Raw genomic sequence first — 22,546 nt, 5'->3', positions numbered from 1 at the left:
CGACCACCAGCAACAAAATACCATGTTGCACGCGTATAGAAAATAAAACGACAAACTGTGGAAGATTTGCAATACCCTCATAATATATACATCAACTTAGAGGTTAACTTTAAGGATTCTCGTGAAAAAATTGATAAAATTAGTTATTGCCCTTCTCTTTGCCAGCCTGGTCTTTATCCTGCTGTGCAATTTCTGGGTTGTGCATTGTACCAAACAGTATAACTATTTTTCAATTAATGATCTTCCCTCCAACGACGTCGCACTGGTTTTGGGAACAAGCAGAAATACCGAAAGAGGAAAAGAGAATCTGTTCTTCAAATACCGCATGGAAGCTACGGCACGACTTTTCAAGGAAGGTAAGATCAAGTATATTATTTTGAGCGGAAACAACGACTCACCCTATTATAATGAGCCGCTGGATATGCAAAGAGCCCTGCTCAATTTGGGAATTCCGGAAAATGTGATGACTCTGGATTATGCCGGCTTCCGGACATTTGATTCGGTAGTGCGTTGTAAGGAGGTTTTTAACCAGGATAACTTTACGGTTATTTCACAAAATTTCCACAATGCGAGGGCCCTGTACATTGCACACAACGAGGGCATTAATGCCATATCATTTGCTGCACAGGATGTTCCGGATGGTTATTCCATCCGTACGCTGGTTCGGGAATATCTGGCGAGACCAAAAGCAGTTCTTGACGTACATATTTTGAGACCAAAAGCAGATGTTACGTCTAATGTTGAGATAAAAAAGAAAAAAGGACCCTGAACGAAGCGAAAGATTTTACTCACCGGAGATATGCCATATGAAAGTAATTAGACCAATCATCATTTTTGTAATAATACTACTATCTGTCCGATCTTTCGCACAAAACACGCATACTATAAAGGGTAGAATAACCGATGCGACTTCAGGTGATCCTGTTCCTTTTGCTAATATCGGTATAAAAAATACGCCATCCGGTACTACGACAAATTTCGACGGATTTTACACACTGACCTTCACGCCTCCCGCCGATTCTATTCTTGTTACTTACATTGGCTATACCACAAAAAGTAAAGCCATTGCCGATACAGTAACGCAAACCATTGATGTTCAGCTTACACCTGGTGCATTGCAGCTCAGGGAAGTAAAAATATATGCCGGAGAAAATCCGGCCTGGGCGATCATGCGCAAGATTGTAGCCAATCGAAAAAAGAATAATTCGGAAAATCTGGATGCCTATGAATATGAAAGTTATAACAAGATCCAGATCGATATTGATAACCTTTCAGAGAAATTCAGAAACCGGCGGTCGGTGAAAAAGATGACGCATATTGTCGATAAATATGACGAGGTGAAAGGTGATGACGGACAAACGGTTATTCCGATTTTCATTTCTGAGTCCGTTTCCAATGTCTATTTCAGAAGAGATCCTAAGAAGAAAAAAGAAATAATTAACAAAACAAAAGTCTCCGGCGTTGGTTTGACCGACGGAAGTTTTGTTTCACAAATCGTTGGTTCTTCTTTTCAGCAGTATAACTTTTATAATAACTGGCTGAATGTCCTCGAAAAAGATTTCATTTCTCCGATTTCGGATAGCTGGAAACTGTACTATGATTATTATCTCGCGGACAGTATTTCAAACGGTACGAACTACGATTACCAGATTGATTTTGAGCCGCGCCAGGAACAGGATCTTGCTTTTAGCGGGTCATTCTGGATTGACGGAAAAACATATGCATTAACGCAGATGGATGCAAATGTTGGCAAAAAAGCGAATTTAAACTTCATTGAAAGAATCAAGATCCAGACTTCCTATGATCTTTTTGATGATGACAGTACCTGGGTTCCGACCAAAACCCGTGTACTGATCGATGTTGATGAACCGACAAAACAAACGGCTGGATTGTTATTAAAGTTTTATTCTTCCAATTCAAACTACAAACTGAATGTACCCAAAGGACCGAAATTTTTCGACTCAGCCATTGAGTTGAAAGAGGATTATATGGTTCATGATTCCACGTTCTGGAATAAAAGCCGACCGGAATCTCTCTCCAAATCTGAACGGCTGAGTTTTCAGCTTGTTGATTCTTTGAAAGTCCTGCCTGTTGTAAAAACGTACACGGAGATACTGAATATCTTTGTAAACGGGTATAAAAGAGTTGACAAATGGAATATTGATATCGGGCCCTATTTGTTTTTATACGCCAATAACAACATTGAGGGAAACCGCCTGAGACTGGGATTTAAAACTGATCCGGGATTCAGTCGGAAATGGATTGTAAGTGGTTATGGTGCCTATGGTTTCAAAGACCAGAAGTTCAAATATGGCGGTGGGATTGACCATATTTTCTCACGAAAACCATGGACAATGGCCGGAATTTCCTATTCAAAAGATCTGGAAAGATTAGGTCTTTCGGCTGAAACCATTGGGACAAATACGCTTTTCGGTGCTTTTTCAAGATTCGGGACTTTCAGACGAGCTTATTATCAGGAAGATGTTTCTATGTATTTTCGAAGAGAAATTGTAAAAGGATTTACCGCAAACGTACAGCTCCGCCACCGGACTTTTGATCCTTTATTCGATTTTGCCTATCGCTCCCAGCCACAGCTCGGAGCAGATTCTCCATTGAAAAGTAAGTATGAAATTACCGAACTGAATGTCGAAACCCGGCTTGCCGGCAACGAAACATTCCTGCAAAACGATAATGAACGTATCAGTATGGGAACCGGGAATTCACCTGCTTTTACCTTCCGGTATACCATGGGGATGAAGAATTTTCTGCAAGGCGATTTCAATTATCACAAGTTTGCCGTTAATGTGAAACAAACTTTCCGTGCAGGTGTTTTTGGTCGTACCTATTATAATCTTACACTCGGATATATACCTTCAACCATTCCTTACACGCTGTTATACACACCTTTGGGTAATGAATCTTTATTTTATGTTGATAATGCATTTAACCTGATGAAATATTTCGAATTCATCAGTGATCGTTATCTGACATTGCGGGTGGAACATAATGATGAAGGATTTATCCTGAACCGTATACCTGCTGTAAGAAAATTGAAATGGAGATTACTGGCAACGGGACGGGTTTTTTACGGACAGGTTAGCAAGAAAAACCTGGCACTTGCTTCGTCGGTGGATGCGGAGGGAAATCCGATTCAGACATTTAATGAACTGGGAAATACGCCTTATCTGGAATTGGGTTATGGAATTGACAACATTTTCAAGTTTGGCCGGATCGATGCGATTCACCGGCTTACCTATAAAAACAATCCGAATGTGACACCTTTTGCTTTGAAGATCTCATTCTGGTTCAGCTTATAGGTTATTTCTAAATCGTCCGTAAATCTTTGCCGGAATAAGTCAGAAAAACTTCTTCACCAATTTCTATATCTTTTTTATTTCGATAGAAAACCAATAATCCATTTTTGTTGGCACACCGGATTTCCCAATGATTTCCATGAAAACGAATCGCTTCGACAATGCCTGTCCATTTACTTTTTTCCTGAAATTTGGTACGTTTGACTTTTTCCGGTCTGATGAAAAATTTTTTCAGCTCGGGATTTTCGCCCAGCCAATTGATATCGCCTGTCAATTCTGCAACGTAACCATCAATGGGTTGATTATAGACTTCCTGCGGCGTTCCAAACTGGATTACCTTTCCATCTCTTAAAACTGCAATCTTGTCTGACCACGCCAGTGCATCCGAAGCTTCGTGGGTAACAAATATGCAGGCCATATCCTGTTCCTGTCTCATTTGCTCAATGGCCTCCGCCAAAATCCGGCGATTTCTATTGTCGAGATGCGCAAAAGGTTCGTCCAGCAATAATACATCCGGTTGCTCCGCCAGCGATTTGGCAATGGCTGTCCGCTGTTTTTCACCACCTGACAAAAGTTTTGCTTTCTGTCCACGGACATTTGACAAACCGGTAATCTTTAACAATTCCTCAACCTTCTTTTTACGATAGTCCGGCTCATAAAAACGCAAGGAGTATGAAATATTCTCTTCTACTGTCTGGTTTGGAAAAAGCTCAAATTCCTGATGGATCAGTTTTATAGCATTATGACCGGGAATTAATTCTCCTTTTACAGAAGTCAATTTTTCTTCCTTAAAAAAAACATCGCCCAGATCAGCATCCATAAATCTGCCAAGAATTCTCAAAAACGTACTCTTCCCTGATCCGCTCTCGCCCAGAATCCCCAACCATTCACCCGGATTTAATTCCAGTGAAACATCTGATAAAACAGTTTTAGAGTCGAATTTTTTTGATACAGAATCAGCGCGAAGAAGAGACATTGAAGATATTTGAAGTGAAGAAATGTTGAGAAAATATTTACTTCGGCTGTCGGCCATCAGCAGTCAGATGTTGGAAATTTTAACGATTTCGGATCATTTAAAGTCTGATAGCTGACTGCCGAAAGCCGACTGCCATTAATCAATCCAGGTAACCTTGTCAGCAATTGGCGTCCGTCGAACCGGGATTTCACCTGTATTGTGATAACCCATATAGAAAAATCCGATACATTTTTGATTTTCCTTCAATGCTAAAAAAGATTTCAAAGCATCATTCACAGCCGGACTGCTCCAATAGGCTCCGATATTATTAGCCGTGGCAGTCAGCCACATATTTTGAACAGCACAGGCCACGGCTGCCACTTCTTCCCATTCCGGTATTTTTTCCGCATGGGTTTCCATGATGATTGCAATAACTGCTGCGGATTTCAATGATTTAGATCTGGCTCCCTCGAACTTTGCCGCTGAGAAGGTTTCAGGTTTGGTGTTCGCTCTATAAGCCTCACCCATATGATCCGCTAATTTTTCCAGTCCTGATCCTGTAAAAACCCTGAAACGCCATGGCTCGGTCAGTTTATGTGTAGGAGCAAAATTGGCATTTTCTAAAATGGTTTCGATTAATTCCTTTGGAATTTCCTTGTCAATATAACTTGGAGGAAATATGCTGCGACGGGTACGAATGACCTGATTTATTGAATCTATAACGCTACTCATGAAATTTGCTTTTGATTAATTTATCCGTTTAAAATGTCTGAAAGCTAAATAAAAGCCCTGTTAACCGTTGAAATAGTAATTATTACATGACTACGTCAAAAAACTGTAAATTGTGCCCGTTATCTGAATAACTTCAAACCTTTAACTAACTAATATCTACATGCTTGTTACTACTACCCCAAACATTGAAGGTAAAAAAATCATAAAATATATTGGCCTTGTGAATGGTGAAGCCATCATTGGAGCCAATATTGTCAAGGATTTTATGGCTAACGTGCGCGACGTAGTTGGCGGTCGTTCCAGTGCTTATGAGCAAAGTCTTCGTGAAGCCAAAAGCATTGCATTACGTGAAATGATGGATCAGGCTCAACGTTTGGGTGCCCACGCGGTTATTGGCGTTGACCTTGATTTTGAAACAATCGGCGGCAGTGGTTCCATGCTGATGGTGAGCTGCAACGGTACCGCCGTTTGTCTGGAATAATATAACGGATCAGAAAACTCTTGCAGCGATCTGAGCAACGTTGTCCGATTTTCCCATGGTATAAAAATGCAGAACGGGAACGCCATATTCGATCAATTCCTTGCATTGCTGGACACCCCATTCAATACCTAACTGACGCACTTCCTTATCGGTAGCGCATTTCTCGGCTTCCTTCACAAGTTCCTGTGGGAATTCCAGGTGGAAAATATCTGCCAGTACTGTTAATTGTCTTTTGGTAGCCAATGGTTTCAAACCGGGAATAATCGGAACAGTAATTCCTTCTGCGCGGCAACGGTCGACAAAACGGAAATACTTCTGGTTATCAAAAAACATTTGTGTAACAATATAATTTGCACCCAGGTCAATTTTTCTTTTCAGATATTCAAAATCTGAATCCAGACTTTCTGCATCAAGATGTTTTTCAGGATATCCGGCTATGCCGATACAAAAATTGGTATGAGCAGCTTCTGTTTCAGCATGAAGCAAAACGCCCTTATTCATATTGTCAACCTGAACTACCAACTCGGAAGCATAACTGTGGCCACCTAGTTTTGCTTTAAAAACACCTGCTGATTTTTCAGGATCTCCGCGCAAAACAAGCACATTATCGATACCCAGATAATGCAGATCAAACAAAACATCTTCCGTTTCATCTTTGGTAAAACCGCCGCAGATCACATGAGGAACGGCATCAACTTTAAACCGCTCCATCAATCGCGCGCAGATACCAACCGTGCCCGGACGTTTACGGATTGGGATTCTTTCGATCAGGCCGTTTTGCCCTTTTACATCAATAAGTTCCTCTCTGTGATAAGTAACGTCAACGAAGGGCGGTTTAAATTCCATTAACGGTTCAATGGAATTTAATAATTCTGTTATATTCTGACCTTTAATAGGTGGGATGATCTCAATTGAAAAGAGTGTTTTGCCCTGAGCCTGGCTGATGTAGTCGGTAACTTTGGTCATGTACTAGGTTCTTTGTTTGCGTATGCGTTTACAAAAGAACACCATTTATACTACCTAACCAACCTATAAAACAAAAAAATGGCCTACCGCATAACAGTAGGCCATTCCACGTAAACCCTCCTCTATCAGTGTTCGTCAAAACTGCAAAGTAAAGCTGACAGGCGTCAGATACGAGTTGCAGTTTGCTTGACTGACTTCTACCAGTTAAAATTTCGTGCCAGAGATTTATTAAAGCGGCATTAAAATTAAATATGGTCAGGCATTTATAATTTATAGCCGATTAGTACCGTAACACGCAATCTGGCGATACTTTCTACAAACAGAAGATTCTAAATGAGCGTTATATCATCAAAAAAGAAACTGCGTGCCTGACGAATTTTTCCACATATTGACCAATCGCGTATCCCATTATTCCACAAAATCAGATATTCTTGTCATTTCTATATGATCGATTCCGTCTTCCACATAGATTTCGCCAGACTGCTCAAACTGGAATGAGCCATAGAATTTTTTTAAATAAAGTTGCGCACCAATCCGAATCGTTGATTTTCCATAGATTTCTTCCAGGCTGGCGATCGACATTTCCATCAACTCAATACCATACATTTTTCCTCTCCCCGGCGGCGAAACCAAAACCCGCCCGATTGATGGATATTCATAGGAAATTCCGGGCGGAACAATCCGCGCATATGCCATTAAAACACCGTTTTCTGAACCAAGCAAATGATGGCATTTCTGATCTTTTCCATCCAGGTCAGGAAATATACAGTTTTGTTCTACGATAAAAACCTCATTTCTCAAACGCAGTAATTCGTATAGGTCATGGTTCGAAAGGGCATCGAAGGTTTTGATATCCCAATGTAATTTTTGATTCATTTTTAAGTAAAAAGAGATTGAAAGGTTCTTATTTTTGCCTGAGTTTCATAGTCTTTTGTATTTTTGCAAATTATTCGTGGCCGGTATGCCGCCGGCTAAAACTCAGACACTATTTTAAATATCTGTTTATCAGATTATTAATACTAAATCGGGACAAAATAAATTTCCTTTTTAAATATTAATTTGATTCGAACTTACCATTTTTGAAGTAGTAAAATTTCATATCAGTCAAAAATCTATTAAAACCTAAGTACAATACGCATGGGAAGAGCCTATGAATATAGAAAAGCGCGGATGTTTAAGCGTTGGGATAAAATGGCAAAAACATTTACCCGAATTGGAAAAGACATTGTTCTGGCTGTAAAAAGCGGAACAGCTGACCCGGCCACCAACGCACGTCTGAGAGTTTTGCTTCAAAATGCAAGAGCTGCCAACATGCCAAAGGAAACCGTTGAGCGTGCAATAAAACGGGCGACATCGAAAGATCAGGAGGATTACAAAGAAATCGTTTATGAGGGATATGGTCCTCATGGCGTAGCGATTCTGGTTGAAAGCACTACTGACAATCCTGTCCGCACGGTAGCAAATGTTCGCAGCTATTTTAATAAACTGGGTGGCAGCCTTGGAACCATGGGTATGCTTGATTTCATTTTTGACCGAAAATGTATTTTTAAGGTTAAAAATGATGGCAAACGTGATATGGAGGAATTGGAATTTGAACTCATCGACGTTGGCGGTGAAGAAGTTTTCCTTGACGAAGAGACTAATCAGATCAACATTTACGGTGAATTTTCTTCTTTCGGTAACCTGCAACATTACCTGGAAGATAACGGTTTTGAAATCGTGGAAGCTGATTTTGAACGTATCCCAAGTGATACCAAATCGTTAAGTGAGGAAGAAATTGCAGATGTTGAAAAACTGATTGAAAAAATCGAAGACGACGACGACGTGCAACGCGTTTATCATAATATGGCGTAAAGGCTGTCGGCTTTCGGCAATCGGCTTTCAGTTATCGAGAAGAATTAATTCATGTCCATAAACTGACAGCCGATCGCCGAAAGCCGATTACCTTTTTAATATATCGCCGTGATTTTATGCGGTTTATTCAAAAACTGAAACTGTCCACCGACTTCTTTTCCTAACAGTGACAGTCCTACCGGTGATGACGAAGAAATTGCAAGTACTGTTTGATCTTCAAATTTGACAACACCTAAACTGACGGAAATAAAAAACCATCCGGCAGTTGTCTCTAAGAGAGCCCCTACCGCTCCTCTCGCCAACGATTCCGATTCTCCTATTCTTTCCAAAACAACACGTTCCTGCCTCACCTGTTCATACTGACGCGCATGCATATTGCGGTCGAGCTGTCCCATGGAACGAGCTGTTTCGTATTTATCTCCTGCCGAACTTTTACTTTGATCATTTGCAGAATCCTGTGCCGCTTCCATCGCCTCCCAGGCCACCTGCATACGCGCATCCAGAAGGCCTTTCATATATTCTGTTAATTCTTTCTTATTCATATTGGTGTTTTGCAGGGTATTTCAATTTTCTGCATAATTAAACAATTTAGTAAGAAGATTACGATTTCACTGTCACGGCCCTCTAAATTTCAATCCAATTTTTTGATTGAAATAATAAATAGTACGACCAGGAACATAAGCCATTTCATAACAAATCAGAAAAAATTTTAGTCCAAATTTTGAAAATCCTAACTGATAACCAGACCAAAGCAAAATTAACGATCTGCGTGATTTGAAGTTTTCCTGTTCTTCCGTTTCTGTTTGCGCTCTTCCTTATTATCTTTGCAAAACTTTCCCAAACAGACGCAATGACAAAACTTTCAGTTCGGCACCTACTTGGCATTAAAAACCTGAACGAGAATGATATTCACACAATTCTGGATACTGCAACTCAATTCAAGGAAGTAATCAACCGTCCGATCAAGAAAGTACCTTCACTCCGGGATATCACCATTGCCAACGTTTTCTTCGAAAATTCAACCAGAACCAGGCTTTCTTTTGAACTTGCAGAAAAGAGACTTTCTGCTGATGTTGTAAATTTTTCAGCTTCCGGAAGTTCGGTAAAAAAAGGGGAAACGTTACTGGATACGGTAAACAACATTCTGGCCATGAAAGTGGATATGATCGTGATGCGCCATAGCAGTCCGGGAGCTCCGCAATATTTATCAAGCCGCATTCCTGCCAATGTGATCAATGCCGGTGACGGAACACACGAACATCCGACCCAGGCTTTGCTGGATGCCTTTTCAATGCGTGAACAATTGGGCGATCTTGCCGGTAAGAAAATTGCGATTATTGGTGACATTTTACATTCACGCGTTGCGCTTTCAAACATTTTCTGTCTTCAAAAATTAGGTGCAGAAGTTATGGTTTGCGGACCGTCTACCCTGATACCAAAATTCCTGGCTGATTTGGGTGTGAAAATTGGTCATAATGTAAAAGAAGCACTTCAATGGTGTGACGTTGCCAACGTATTGCGTATTCAGCTTGAAAGACAACAGATCAAATATTTTCCGTCTCTGAGAGAATATTCTCTTTATTTTGGTATCAACAAAGCAATGCTTGACGAACTTGACAAAAAGATCATTTTGATGCACCCTGGCCCAATTAACCGTGGTGTGGAATTATCATCGGATGCGGCGGATTCAGAACATTCGATTATTTTGAATCAGGTTGAAAATGGAGTGGCAGTAAGAATGGCGGCTTTGTATTTGCTGGCTCAACAATAAAAGTTTCCACCTCCTGAAATATTTTACTATTCGAATTTTAAGACAAAATTCGATCTCAAAACTTCTGTTTCTGTACCGTTCGCTTTTTTAATCAAAGCGATAAAAATGCTTCCCTTCAACTCCTTAGTTGCCAAATATTTTTTCTTTCAATAACGCAAATTATTGAGTTTTAAGAATATCTTTGTGATAGTATGCATGCATAACAAATTGCAATTCATCATCAATTTACACTTTACTATTTTTCATTAATAACCTAAAATGATTTACGAAACCATATCCTTTTCCATTGACAATCATGTTGCACTGGTTAAATTAAACCGGCCGGAAAAGGCAAATGCGCTTAATGCAGCAGCCTGGAAAGAGCTTAAATCGATTTTTGAAGAACTTGATGAAAATAAGGAAGTTAGAGTAATTGTTTTGAGCGGTTCGGGAAAACATTTCTGCTCCGGAATTGATGTTTCATTACTGGCAGATCTGTTAAAATCCGAAGACAGCATTGACGCAAGGCAAAGTGAAAAAATCCGAAAACTAATTCTTGAATTACAGTCGTCAGTTACTGCTATTGAGCTTTGCAGCAAACCCGTCATTGCGGCGATCAAGGGCGGATGTATTGGCGCAGGTGTGGATATAATCTGTGCGTGTGATATGCGTTACGCGACTCAGGACGCATTTTTTACCATCAAAGAAATTGATATGGGTATGGTGGCAGATTTGGGAACGTTACAGCGACTACCGAAATTAATTCCCGAAGGTTTTGCAAGAGAAATGGCATTTACGGGAAGAGAAGTTTTTGGCGCGGAAGCAGAAAGGATTGGGCTGGTCAATAAATGTTATGAAACGGTTGATATGCTTTTCAGCAGCGTAACCGAAATTGCTGACACGATTGCATCAAAATCTCCGGTTTCCATTCGTGGAACGAAACATATTTTGAATCACAGCCGGGACCATTCTGTGACAGATGGCTTGCAATACATGGCAACATGGAACGCCGCTATGCTGATCTCGGAAGATTTTAAGGAAGTGTTCAAAGCCAAAACAGAAAAACGCCTTCCGGATTTTAAAAATTAAGAAAATTGATCAATCCGCTCACTCATTAAACTTTGAACTTTCCACTTTCAACTAAAAAAATGAGCTACAAAGAAGGAATGCTCCGCGACGGAGCACTTGAAAACAAAACGATAATCGTGACTGGCGGAGGAACCGGGTTAGGGAAATCCATGGCGACTTATTTTTTAAAACTGGGTGCTAATATTGTGATATGCAGCAGGCGTTTGGAAGTACTTGAAAATACAGCAAAAGAACTTGAAGAACATGTCGGCGGAAAGGTTTTAGCTGTCGCTTGTGATGTCAGGAAAACAGATGAAATTGAAAATGTCATTGCCCGATCCATTGAAAAATTTGGTCAGGTAGATGGATTGGTTAATAATTCAGCAGGTAATTTTATCAGCCCAACTGAAAGATTATCTTATAAAGCAGTGGACACCGTTGTCGATATTGTATTACGTGGGACGTATTATTTCACGCTGGCACTTGGTAAATACTGGATTGAAAATAAAATTAAAGGAACAGTACTGAATATTTCAACGACGTATGCCTGGACCGGTTCAGGTTGGGTTGTGCCTTCGGCGATGGCGAAAGCCGGTGTACTGGCAATGACCAAATCGCTGGCTTTCGAATGGGCTGATCACGGTATTCGCCTGAATGCAATCGCGCCGGGTCCATTTCCTACGAAAGGAGCCTGGGACCGGTTATTTCCGGAAGAACTTGCGAAAAAATTCTCATTTGAAAACCGGATTCCGTTACAGCGCGTCGGCGATCACCAGGAATTAGCAAACCTGGCAGCATACCTTATTTCCGATTTTTCTGCCTATATTACTGGTGAAGTGATTACGCTTGACGGTGGCGAAGTGTTGTCTGCCGGTCAGTTCAATTTCCTGAAAGAAGTCAGTGACGACCAATGGGATGCCATCGAAGATCAAATAAAAAATGCCAATCGGAACAGTAAGAAAGCAGAATAATAATTTTCTTCCGTTTTTATTGGGTAAATTTGCTGCTTCGTTCGTTATTTGACAAATGAAGATATCTGGTATATGAAAACAACTTTTAGAATCGGCCTTTTTCTGCTGTCAGCGTTATTTTTTGCGGGATGTGCCTCCTCCGAAAAAACGGTGAAAAAAATCCCTGAAGCTCAGGTCCGTATGTCAAATCCGGAAACAATTTCGGCACCTGAAGAGTTGTCCCTGCTTGCCATTCAAAGCAAATATTTATTAAAGGATACCACACAGGTTCGCGTATTCCTATATGTTGACGCCTTGAAAGGAAAAGCTCCGATGCAAAAGGCCGATTTCATCCGCCTCTATAATTTAAATTATGTCATTTATTCTGATTACGGAACGCGTGACAGATTAGGTTACGGAAACGTAAAGCTGGATTCGAGCAATGTGTCCAAAGTCGGCGACAAGATTGTTGTAGCTTTTGATATAAAAAGTCCAAACAAAGAAACGGGTGTATTGCTGAGTGAAATCAGCCAGACCGGAACTTTGAAAAAGGTACTGAACGATCTGACGATTCATTTTAAAAAACAATCAGCAAGCGAGTTATATGGCATTTATACGCAGGCAAGTGTTGAGCCATTGCAACGTCATTATATCAATGCAGGCAATCCGTTTACAGTAAAAAGACTTACACAGGAACCGGGAACGCTTCACGTGTTCTATTATGCACATAGTTTTGAACCAGCAGGTTCGCCAATGAATACTAGTGCAAAAACTGTTTCAAAATCCCTGACTATTGATAGTACTTTTACTATTAATACCAACGAAACCATTCATTTCGACAAGGAAGGTTTATATAATATTTTCGCTGATACTACACAGTCAGAAGGACTGGGACTACTGGTTGTGAATGAAAGATTTCCAAAACTTACCAAACCTGAATTGCTGCTGGAACCGCTGGTTTACATGAGCACCAACACAGAAATTGCGGAAATCAAAAAAGCAGAGGAATTTAAAAAAGCTCTCGACAAATACTGGCTGACCCTGATGAATGGAAATGCACCTTTGGCGCAGCAATCGATCCGGTCGTTTTATAGTCGCGTCGAAGAAGCTAATCAATTGTTTACCAGCTATAAAGAGGGTTGGAAAACAGATAAAGGAATGATCTTTATTGTCCTTGGCCCACCGGATAAAGTGCAGAGAAGCAAAGACCGGGAAGTATGGACGTATGATCAGCGTGCCAACGCACAAAATGTTAATTTTACTTTTAATCGCAGAACAAATCAATTTGTAGGCGACCATTACGAGCTTGTTCGCTATGCCGAATATCAGCCGATCTGGTACCCTATAGTAGAAGCATGGAGAAACGGAACTATACGCTAAGAAAGCCCGCCCCTCGTCCGTCACAAGCCGACATGGTTTTTGGTACACAATCTGTACTTGAAACACTTCGTTCCGGCAAAGAGATCGAACGTTTATTTATTCAGAGAGAGTTAGGTCTTAATGAAATTGAAAAGACAGCCAAGGAGCTTGGAATTCCTTATCAGCGCGTTCCGGTAGAAAAACTGAACAGAGTTACCAGAAAAAACCATCAGGGTGTAATCGCATTTGTGTCGCCGATCCAGTATATGCCTTTGCATAATGTACTGACGCAGGTATACGAAGAAGGAAAAACGCCTCTTTTATTATTATTAGACCGCGTAACAGATGTCCGGAATTTCGGAGCTATTGCGCGTACGGCTGAATGTGCAGGTGTGCAGGCCTTGATCGTACCTACAAAAGGTGGTGCACAGATCAATGCTGATGCAATGAAAACATCGTCAGGAGCTTTAAATTTCCTGCCAGTTTGCCGCGAACCAAATCTTTACGAAACATTATTGTATCTGCGTAACAGCGGATTGCAAATCATAGCAAGTACTGAAAAAACGGACAAATCACTTTACGATATCGATTTCTCAATCCCAACGGTAATTATCATGGGGTCAGAAGAAGATGGGATTTCAAAAGAGTTTTTGCTTCTGGCCGACAGCGGTGCGAAAATCCCATTGAATGGACAAGTTGAATCTCTAAATGTTTCTGTGGCTAGCTCTGTAATCCTTTATGAAGCTGTGAGACAACGTGTTGTTGGGAAGGTTTTGTAGGAAAATCAACTTATTACAAAAAAAGCCAGTCTTGCTCAAGGCTGGCTTTTTTTGTAACCGATCGACTATAATTATTATTTTATTTTAGATATTTGTACCAGTAATCCCAAATAAACCGGACAATTCTCTATCAATTTATGAAATTACCTATATCAGTATTCCTTTATCTGGGAGTATTAGCAGCTTCTTTAAGTGCCTGTAAAAAGAAAAAAGACGTATTACCGGAAGGTGAAATTCTATTACCCAGAACAACAACCATAACCGACGCAGAGTATTCTAAAAAGAAAGATATTCTCGTTTATGTTTCCACAAATCCAAATCAGCTTAATGTATTTTACACCAGCCAAAACAAAACGGAAGTTATTCCACTTGCTTTCATTCCAATGAGCGTTTCTATCGCAATGGACGCAAACAGTGTTATCGTTGGCCATGACGCACATGTTACACATATTGATTTAAATAAGAAAGCAATAATTAATACATACGACGTTACCTGTGAAGCATTTGACATTGTTTTAGGAAATAACAATTGGGCATACGTTTTTCCAAAAAGAGATCAATGGCAAAATATTCACTGTATTAATCTCTCCAATGGGAATGAAAGTTTAAGTACCGGCTCTTCCATGTATGCCGGTTCAAAAGCAAAACTTCATCCTTCGGGAAAATTTATTTATGTAACTAATAACGGCCTTTCTCCAAGTGATATTGACAAATATGATATTCAGGGTGGTAAAGCAACCTGGCTCTATGATTCACCATACCATGGAGATTATCCGATTGCTGGTGATTTATGGTTTAGCGAAGATGGCAAAAGAGTTTTTGTTAAAGGCCAGACCACATTAAGACTTTCAGAAGAAAAAAATATAGACATGACCTACAATGGAACCGTTGGGCTTGATACGATCAAAAACTCATACGATCAAAATAAAAAGATTTTTTCGCTGGATCATTCTGTCGTTTCCAACAAATTATATGCTATTTCTACTGATACTTTGTATTGGTCGGACAGACCGAATATGCCCTACGTATGGATCTACGATGCAACTAATCTATCTTATCAGAAGAAAATCTCAGTTAAAAAATTTGCAGGAAATCCACTATCAGTTATTGAGCCTTATTTCGTTTTTGTAAATTCAAAAGGAGATCAGATATATGTGATCACAAAAGAAACAGAATCCTCCACATCCGAAAAGTGGGCAATTCAGGTTCTTTAATATCATACTTATTGAAAGGTCAGTAGAGGTCAGGCTAAACACCCGACCTCTTCTGACCTTTTAGCGAACTTTTTTTGCTAAAACAATTCCTTATCCTGGCGGAAGTTCTTCATAATCCAGCCACCACCCACTACATCATCACCTTCATAAAAAACAGCAGCTTGTCCCGGTGCGATACCATTTACGCCGTCGTGGAAATGTACTTTAATTTTTCCCGGTTCATCAGGAATCAATAGCGCAGGCGTTCCGTCATGTTTGTAACGTACTTTTGTTACGGTTTCCAATGGTTTAGTAATGCCATCATATTTTTGCCAGTTCAATTTACTCACATACATTCCATCACGGAACAGATCGGGTAAATCTCCCAGAACAACTTCATTCGTATCTTTTCTGACTTCAGTCACAAAAACAGGTCTGCCCAGAGCAATACCTAACCCTTTGCGCTGACCAACGGTATAAAATGGATAACCTTCATGTTTTCCTACAACTGTTCCATCTTCATACACAAAATTCCCTCCTGCTACTTCTGCCTCCAAACCCGGAATTCTGCGTTTCAAAAATCCACGGTAATCATTATCCGGCACGAAACAGATTTCATAGCTTTCCGCTTTATTGACCAGATCAATAAAACCTCTTTCACGCGCCATTTCACGAATTTCACTTTTGTGCAAATAACCAAGCGGAAGTTTTGTCCTGCTTAAACTTTCCTGAGAAACGCCCCAAAGGACATAACTCTGGTCTTTCCAGCTATCAATTCCTTTGGAAACATAATGGCGACCATCATTAAACTGCATATTGGCATAATGACCCGTCGCAATGAATTCGCAGTCCAGACGATCGGCACGTTTTAAAAGTGCGTCCCATTTAATGTGCGTATTACACAATACGCAGGGATTCGGCGTACGCCCTTCCAGATATTCGCCAGTAAAGTGGTCGATCACATAATCGCCAAATTCAGCCCGGATATCTAATATATAATGTGGAAATCCTAATTCGACGGCAATACTTCTTGCGTCATTGATAGAATCGAGGGAGCAGCAACCTGTTTCTTTTTTGGAACCGCCGCTACTGGCATAGTCCCAGGTTTTCATGGTCATTCCAATGACCTCATAACCTTGTTCGTGTAACATGACCGCTGCCAGAGAGCTGTCAATACCGCCGCTCATCGCGACTAAAATTCGTCCGTGTTTACTCATTGCGGGAATCTGCGAAGGTTGAACGCCTTCCGATTTTGATTAGTTTGAAAAATTCAAACAGAGAAAAATATCTGATTGGTTCCGCAAAGATAGAGGAATAATGGTTAAGTATTAATGGTTAATTGTTAATGCGTTTGATTTGGAGTCGCCAGAAGCTAATACTTGTGCTACATCGAATAATAAAACCTATAAGGCGTTTAGGAACACAAAATATGAAACAAGCCATCATTAACAATTAACCCTTAACAATTATAATCGTACTTGTCTGATTACGTTTTTTACATTCAGTTCAATAATATCGGTCATTGTCAGGCAACGGTAGTAATCCGGATTGTTGTGGAATTGTGCCAGTCCGGCGCGTAGTTCCAGTATTTTTTCAGGAGTTGAAATATTATCTTTTTTAGAGACATCACGTAAAGCAGCGAGCCTGTGACGCTCACTCCTCACCTGGTGCACGATGGAAGATTGCTCTTCCTGCTGATATTGCAAAACTGTTTTGTCAGTCAAATGTTCCATTGCCAGCTTAACGTAAGGCAGATTTTCTTTGAAATATTGAGGCATATATACCTTCATATTGCCCTCATAAAACTGCTGATCAAAATCGATTGCCCGTAAACGGAACTGATAATCGTCAAAATCAGGTGTTATCTGCATGACAAAATTGTATGCGCGCATATCCCCTAAAAGCGTAATCATGCATCTTTCATTGAATTTGACAAATTCCTTTGCTATTCTTTTCGGGTTATAATCGGTATGTTCCAGGCGGGTTTTTAAAAACACATCACCCGGAATTCCCGCAATATGCTCTTCAATAAGCGAATTTCCGTCCACCAGATAATTAACCTGATTCGGAGAAAAAATTTCTTCCAGTTCCAGACCGTAAATCCGGGAGGCGTCCGCCTTTTTTACATAGAAATAATCGTAGATATCATTCAGCCGGTTAACTATCTTGATCCGAAAAGGATTGGAATTCCCGAAAGTACAGTATTCGATTTTATCAATATACTTATGTTCAACAATGCGAAGATTTCCGGAAGCTTTCAACATCGCATAGGCTCGTTTCAAACCGTTATGAAGACGATCAATATCGTGTGGCGGATAAAGCGGACTTTGCCAAAGTGTGTCTTTGCCGTTTTTATCGATAACAGGAAATGATTCGTAAAAATTAAGCAAATCGTTGTAACCAACCGGAAGCCGTGCTTCTCTTTGATAAGAACGAAGATATTTTCTCAACTCGGTACTTACCGGATAAATTGGCTTTTTTCTGGAAATTTTAACATCACTGCTTTCCATATCAATATTTAATAATAATTTAATTCTTCTAAAAATATCTGGAAATCAGAATCTTATTGGCATGATTACTTATAAAACGATAAAGTTAAGTTTTAAATTGAAAGATATGCCGGCAAGCAAATCACATATACCAATTTGTACCGTTATATTGACTAAAAAACGCACAACCTGGATTCACTCCTGTTTAATTCATATAAAATGAAAAAGGAATTGTATGGACTTGTCATCTGCGGCGGGCAAAGCAAGCGCATGGGCACTGACAAAAGTCTGATCGACTATTATGGAAAACCGCAGCGTTACTACGTTTACGAAATGCTGGAATGGATATGCGATAAAGTTTTTATTTGCTGCAATAATGCTCAGAAAGAGAGTATTACAGAAAAATACAAATCACTTCCAGACCTGCCTCAATATGAAAACATCGGGCCCATGGCTGGTTTGCTGACTGCCTTCAATTATTATCCCAACCACGATTTTCTGGTCGTTGGATGCGATTATCCATACATCACGACTAAGGATTTGAAAGAATTTGTGAAGTCTGTAAAACCGGATGAAATGGCTTCGGCTTTTTACAATCCGGAACAGGAAATTTACGAACCTTTACTTGGCTGGTATTCTCATAAATCCAAAAACGAAATTCAGCGTATGTATGGAAATAATGAATTTTCATTACAGCAGTTTTTAAAAGAAAATGAAGCTGGAAAATATCACTCGGCACGTCCTAAAAACCTGGTAAGTGTGGATACGCCCGAAGATTGCAAAATTGCAAAGGACTCGATTATCCGTAAAATTCAAATTTAAGTCAACCTTTTTCATGCTTAAAGATTCGGTCAAACACATCAATATAAAAAAGGTTTCTATAAATGGTATTGTTGATGCCGAAGATCAGCTGGCGGTGGAAGAACCTCTGGAAATCCGGATAAACTACGACCTGGATGGAGAGCAGACAAAAAAAAGTATTTCCGTTACCATGCGGACGCCGGGAAATGATGAAGAGCTGGCTGTTGGTTTTTTATTTACCGAAGGCATTATTAAAGATAGAAATCAGGTAACTAATATTAAATCTGATTTATTTGATGATAATAAAGTTACCGTAACATTGGCCGAAAACGTAACGCCAAAGCTTCAGACATCAGAACGGAATTTTTATACAACTTCCAGCTGCGGTGTGTGTGGCAAATCCAGTATTGATGCTATCAAAACGGTATCTTCTTATCGGGGGGAAAACGATGATATTTCAGTGTCTGGCGGGTTATTTTATACTTTGCAGGAAACATTAAGAAATCAACAGGAGGTATTCCAAAACACGGGTGGCTTACACGCTTCTGCACTTTTTGACCTGGAAGGCAGCTTCGTATTACTTCGCGAGGATGTCGGAAGACATAATGCACTGGACAAAGTGATCGGCGCATCTTTTTTATCGGAACAATTGCCTTTAACAAATACAATTTTGCTATTGAGCGGAAGAGCCAGTTTTGAGCTGATCCAGAAAGCAAGTATGGCAGGAATCAAAATTGTAGCTGCTATTGGCGCACCTTCAAGTCTGGCATTACAACTGGCCGAAGATTTTGGCATTACGCTGATCGGTTTTTTAGGAAGAGAAAGATTTAATATTTATTCAGGAAGTCAGAGAATAATGCTCTGATCTTATTAAAATTATGAAAATAAGAATTCAGGGTAATTCTATCCGGATACGTTTGTCGAAATCAGAAGTTGACAAACTTGCTGCCATCGGATATATTGAAGAAAAAACATTTTTTGGTAAAAACGCTTTTGGATACTGCCTGCAAAAAGAACGTGGCGCCAAAACAATTACCGCTACATACGATAATGATAAAATTACAATGTTCGTTCCGGAGACTTTTCTGTCTGATTGGCCCGGAAATAATGTTGTTGGCTTTGAAGCAAATATGCCGATAGGTGAAAATGAAAGTTTGTATCTTTTGTTGGAAAAAGATTTTAAATGCCTGGATAACGTAACTGAAGACCAATCGGACAACTTTGAAAACCCTAATAAGACCTGCTGAACCATGGACAAAAAGAAATCGCCAACACCCGGTGCTGAAAATCCGGAAGAATTTACGGGATTGAAACGTGGCAAGATAAAAACCATCGCAGCTGGCGTTCCGGCCGTAGTTTCCAGCATGGAAAAAGTGGTTGGCGAAGCTGGTTTCAGCAGAGGAATGAAAGCATTATGGAGTCTGAATAAAAAAGGAGGTTTCGATTGTCCGAGTTGCGCCTGGCCCGATCCTGACGATGAGCGCTCCCCTGTCGCTGAATATTGTGAAAATGGTGCACGTGCCGTAGCCGAAGAAGCAACACAGAAAAAACTAACACCATCATTTTTTGCCGAAAATTCGGTTTCAGATCTGGCCAAATTGTCTGATTATGAAATTGGAAGTAAAGGCCGCGTCGCACAACCTATGTTTTTGGCAAAAGGTGCAACGCATTACCAACCAATTTCTTGGGATAATGCTTTTGTTAAAATTGCCGGATCTTTGAAAAAGTTGGCTTCTCCGGATGAAGCCATTTTCTATACATCTGGCCGTACAAGCAATGAAGCTGCATTTTTATACCAGCTTTTTGTACGGGAATATGGTACCAATAACCTGCCCGATTGCAGTAATATGTGTCATGAGAGCAGCGGTGTTGCCTTGGGAGAATCGTTAGGAATAGGAAAGGGATCGGTAAAATTATCTGACCTTTATGAAGCTGAGGTGATTATTATTCTGGGACAGAATCCGGGAACGAATCATCCGAGAATGCTTTCTGCTTTGCAGAAAGGAAAACAAAACGGGGCGAAGATTATCTCAGCAAACCCACTTCCGGAAACTGGTTTGATGGGTTTTAGTAATCCGCAAACCGTGAAAGGTGTGCTGGATATTGACACTGCGTTAACAGATCTTTTTCTCCATATCAAAATAAATGGCGATATGGCTCTGTTAAAGGCGATTCAAATGTTGTTGATTGAGGAAGATGAAAAAAATCCCGGCTCGGTTTTAGACCTGGAATTTATCGAAAAAAATACCATTGGTGTTGCAGATTTTAAACAGCATATCAAAGAGCAGAATCTTGATGAACTGATAAAAACATGCGGAATCCCGCTTGCCCAGATAAAGGAAGCTGTCCAGATTTTAAAACATAAGTCAAAAATAATAGTCTGTTGGGCGATGGGTTTAACACAGCACAAAAATGCTGTGGATACCATTAAGGAAGTTGTAAACCTGCTTTTGCTGAAAGGAAGTATTGGAAAACCAGGGGCGGGAACTTGCCCGGTTCGGGGGCATAGTAATGTGCAGGGAGACCGGACAATGGGAATTTTCGAAAAACCTTCGGATGACTTGCTGCAAAAGATTGAGGAGAATTTCGGCTTTGTACCACCAAAAGAACATGGGCTGGATGTCGTGAATAGTATCAAAGCCCTGCACGATGGCAAAGCCAAAATCTTTTTTGGCATGGGTGGAAATTTTATTTCTGCCACACCTGACACAAATTACACGGCCGAAGCACTGAGGCAATGCAGCCTTACCGTCCATGTTTCTACCAAATTAAACCGCAGCCATCTGGTTCATGGAGGAGAGGCGATTATCCTGCCATGTTTGGGAAGAAGTGATATTGATTCTACAAATGGCGAAAGACAATTTATTTCCTGCGAAAATTCAATGGGCGTAATTCAGTCTTCAAAAGGTATTTTAAAGCCAATTTCTGATGATTTACTGAGCGAGCCGGTTATTGTTTGCCGTCTTGCAAAGGCAATGTTTGGCGAGGAAAGTACTGTTAACTGGGATGCGTTTGAAAAACATTATGATACCATTCGGGATGCGATTGAAAAAACAATTCCGGGATTTGAAAAATATAATGAGCGCGTAAGAATGCCCGGAGGTTTTTATTTGCCAAACTGTAATCGGGAAGGGACGTTTGATACGCCAACAAAAAAAGCACATTTCAATATTGCCCCGGTTACCACTTTGCCGATGGAAAAAGATGATCTGATGATGATGACCATTCGAAGCCACGATCAGTTTAACACAACGATTTACGGTTTAAATGACCGTTACCGGGGAATTTATAATGAACGCCGGGTAATTTTTATGAATGAAAATGACATCACTTCACGTGGTTTGAAAGATGGAGATATTGTAGATCTTATCAATAATCATGATGGTATTGAGCGTGTTGCCAATAAGTTTATCGTTGTCAAATATCCAATTCCGGAAGGTTGCTCGGCTACCTACTTTCCTGAAACAAATGTGCTGGTTCCGGTAAGCAGTGTAGCGGACAAAAGTAATACGCCTACCTCTAAACAGGTGATACTAAAAGTGAAAAAGCATAGGGAAGCGGTGCATGAACTGGCAGCGACTAATGGCTAAAGCCGGAAATATCATAGCTCGCTCACCCCAAGGCTAAAGCCTCGTATGTTTGTCTTAGAAAATCATGGTTAATAAAGATTAAGTTCAGAACTTGGTATTGAGTGGTGAGAGGAGATTGAAGCCTAAACAATCCAGCAGGATATGTAGCACCCAAGGTATTCCCCACCACCCAATGCTAAGAGTCACAACAGCACCTAAGGATTCACCAGAAAGGTGATAAGCCAGTATAGGACGAGAAAAGGCAAACTTATTCTAAGACCATGAG

21 protein-coding genes are annotated in these 22,546 nt (G+C 40.3%); 14 read left to right on the top strand and 7 right to left on the bottom strand.

Annotation, left to right across the window (positions count from 1 at the left end; translation table 11 throughout):
• Positions 1-121 precede the first annotated feature (121 nt).
• On the top strand, positions 122-769 hold the full coding sequence (locus tag LXL81_RS00105) for an ElyC/SanA/YdcF family protein (RefSeq protein WP_310589535.1): 648 nt from the start codon (positions 122-124) through the stop codon (positions 767-769).
• Positions 770-806: 37 nt separating this feature from the next.
• Positions 807-3,317, top strand: coding sequence for a DUF5686 and carboxypeptidase-like regulatory domain-containing protein (locus tag LXL81_RS00100; RefSeq protein WP_234644668.1), 2,511 nt, complete (start codon positions 807-809; stop codon positions 3,315-3,317).
• Positions 3,318-3,324: 7 nt separating this feature from the next.
• On the opposite strand, the gene LXL81_RS00095 is transcribed toward LXL81_RS00100, so the two are convergent.
• The gene (locus tag LXL81_RS00095; protein ID WP_234644667.1) at positions 3,325-4,290 is read right to left on the bottom strand and encodes an ABC transporter ATP-binding protein; all 966 of its coding nucleotides are present in this window, start codon (positions 4,288-4,290) and stop codon (positions 3,325-3,327) included.
• A gap of 135 nt (positions 4,291-4,425) precedes the next feature.
• Entirely contained in the window at positions 4,426-5,001 is a 576-nt protein-coding gene (locus LXL81_RS00090) for a nitroreductase (protein ID WP_234644666.1), read from the bottom strand.
• Positions 5,002-5,161: 160 nt separating this feature from the next.
• Between LXL81_RS00090 and LXL81_RS00085 the strand changes: the two genes are divergently transcribed.
• On the top strand, positions 5,162-5,482 hold the full coding sequence (locus LXL81_RS00085; RefSeq protein ID WP_194122881.1) for a heavy metal-binding domain-containing protein: 321 nt from the start codon (positions 5,162-5,164) through the stop codon (positions 5,480-5,482).
• A gap of 9 nt (positions 5,483-5,491) precedes the next feature.
• Here LXL81_RS00085 and metF read toward each other — a convergent pair whose 3' ends face one another.
• On the bottom strand, positions 5,492-6,448 hold the full coding sequence (metF, locus tag LXL81_RS00080; protein ID WP_234644665.1) for a methylenetetrahydrofolate reductase [NAD(P)H]: 957 nt from the start codon (positions 6,446-6,448) through the stop codon (positions 5,492-5,494).
• A 408-nt stretch (positions 6,449-6,856) separates the two neighbouring features.
• Positions 6,857-7,324, bottom strand: coding sequence for a GNAT family N-acetyltransferase (locus LXL81_RS00075; protein WP_234644664.1), 468 nt, complete (start codon positions 7,322-7,324; stop codon positions 6,857-6,859).
• Positions 7,325-7,585: 261 nt separating this feature from the next.
• Between LXL81_RS00075 and LXL81_RS00070 the strand changes: the two genes are divergently transcribed.
• Positions 7,586-8,302 (top strand): YebC/PmpR family DNA-binding transcriptional regulator, encoded by a 717-nt coding sequence (locus LXL81_RS00070; protein WP_234644663.1) that lies wholly within the window; start codon positions 7,586-7,588, stop codon positions 8,300-8,302.
• Positions 8,303-8,397: 95 nt separating this feature from the next.
• Here LXL81_RS00070 and LXL81_RS00065 read toward each other — a convergent pair whose 3' ends face one another.
• Positions 8,398-8,844: a transcription elongation factor gene (locus LXL81_RS00065; protein WP_234644662.1), complete on the bottom strand. Its 447-nt coding sequence runs from the start codon at positions 8,842-8,844 to the stop codon at positions 8,398-8,400.
• 308 nt (positions 8,845-9,152) lie between these two features.
• Between LXL81_RS00065 and LXL81_RS00060 the strand changes: the two genes are divergently transcribed.
• From LXL81_RS00060 to LXL81_RS00035, 6 genes are all read left to right on the top strand, one after another.
• Positions 9,153-10,073, top strand: a complete 921-nt coding sequence (locus LXL81_RS00060) for an aspartate carbamoyltransferase catalytic subunit (RefSeq protein WP_234644661.1) — start codon at positions 9,153-9,155, stop codon at positions 10,071-10,073.
• A gap of 258 nt (positions 10,074-10,331) precedes the next feature.
• Complete coding sequence (locus tag LXL81_RS00055; protein WP_234644660.1) at positions 10,332-11,141, top strand: crotonase/enoyl-CoA hydratase family protein; 810 nt, start codon at positions 10,332-10,334, stop codon at positions 11,139-11,141.
• A gap of 59 nt (positions 11,142-11,200) precedes the next feature.
• On the top strand, positions 11,201-12,091 hold the full coding sequence (locus tag LXL81_RS00050; protein WP_234644659.1) for an SDR family oxidoreductase: 891 nt from the start codon (positions 11,201-11,203) through the stop codon (positions 12,089-12,091).
• Positions 12,092-12,163: 72 nt separating this feature from the next.
• Positions 12,164-13,450, top strand: a complete 1,287-nt coding sequence (locus tag LXL81_RS00045; RefSeq protein ID WP_234644658.1) for a GWxTD domain-containing protein — start codon at positions 12,164-12,166, stop codon at positions 13,448-13,450.
• Positions 13,426-14,208 carry a 23S rRNA (guanosine(2251)-2'-O)-methyltransferase RlmB gene (gene rlmB, locus LXL81_RS00040; protein ID WP_234644657.1) on the top strand — a complete coding sequence of 261 codons (783 nt, stop codon included), beginning with the start codon at positions 13,426-13,428 and terminating at the stop codon, positions 14,206-14,208. The genes LXL81_RS00045 and rlmB overlap by 25 nt, the downstream gene beginning before the upstream one ends.
• Before the next feature lie 137 nt (positions 14,209-14,345).
• Positions 14,346-15,422 carry a hypothetical protein gene (locus tag LXL81_RS00035; RefSeq protein WP_234644656.1) on the top strand — a complete coding sequence of 359 codons (1,077 nt, stop codon included), beginning with the start codon at positions 14,346-14,348 and terminating at the stop codon, positions 15,420-15,422.
• A gap of 77 nt (positions 15,423-15,499) precedes the next feature.
• Here the strand turns inward: LXL81_RS00035 and mnmA are convergent, their stop codons facing one another.
• Both mnmA and LXL81_RS00025 read right to left on the bottom strand, forming a co-directional pair.
• On the bottom strand, positions 15,500-16,618 hold the full coding sequence (mnmA, locus tag LXL81_RS00030) for a tRNA 2-thiouridine(34) synthase MnmA (RefSeq protein ID WP_234644655.1): 1,119 nt from the start codon (positions 16,616-16,618) through the stop codon (positions 15,500-15,502).
• Between the two features lie 249 nt (positions 16,619-16,867).
• Positions 16,868-17,911: a hypothetical protein gene (locus LXL81_RS00025; RefSeq protein WP_234644654.1), complete on the bottom strand. Its 1,044-nt coding sequence runs from the start codon at positions 17,909-17,911 to the stop codon at positions 16,868-16,870.
• A gap of 198 nt (positions 17,912-18,109) precedes the next feature.
• On the opposite strand from LXL81_RS00025, the gene LXL81_RS00020 reads away from it, so the two are divergent.
• Genes LXL81_RS00020 through LXL81_RS00005 form a run of 4 tightly spaced genes read left to right on the top strand, consistent with a single transcriptional unit; the run spans position 18,110 to position 22,281 of the window.
• Complete coding sequence (locus tag LXL81_RS00020; protein ID WP_234644653.1) at positions 18,110-18,712, top strand: molybdenum cofactor guanylyltransferase; 603 nt, start codon at positions 18,110-18,112, stop codon at positions 18,710-18,712.
• Positions 18,713-18,725: 13 nt separating this feature from the next.
• Complete coding sequence (gene fdhD / locus LXL81_RS00015; protein ID WP_234644652.1) at positions 18,726-19,556, top strand: formate dehydrogenase accessory sulfurtransferase FdhD; 831 nt, start codon at positions 18,726-18,728, stop codon at positions 19,554-19,556.
• Between the two features lie 13 nt (positions 19,557-19,569).
• The gene (locus LXL81_RS00010; RefSeq protein WP_234644651.1) at positions 19,570-19,938 is read left to right on the top strand and encodes a DUF7009 family protein; all 369 of its coding nucleotides are present in this window, start codon (positions 19,570-19,572) and stop codon (positions 19,936-19,938) included.
• Positions 19,939-19,941: 3 nt separating this feature from the next.
• On the top strand, positions 19,942-22,281 hold the full coding sequence (locus tag LXL81_RS00005) for an FdhF/YdeP family oxidoreductase (protein WP_234644650.1): 2,340 nt from the start codon (positions 19,942-19,944) through the stop codon (positions 22,279-22,281).
• The last annotated feature ends 265 nt before the right edge of the window (positions 22,282-22,546 follow it).

Source organism: Dyadobacter sp. CY356, assembly GCF_021440195.1.
GTDB lineage: Bacteria > Bacteroidota > Bacteroidia > Cytophagales > Spirosomataceae > Dyadobacter.
Note: the sequence above shows the minus strand (reverse complement) of the source record. Positions and strands in the feature narration are given on the sequence as shown.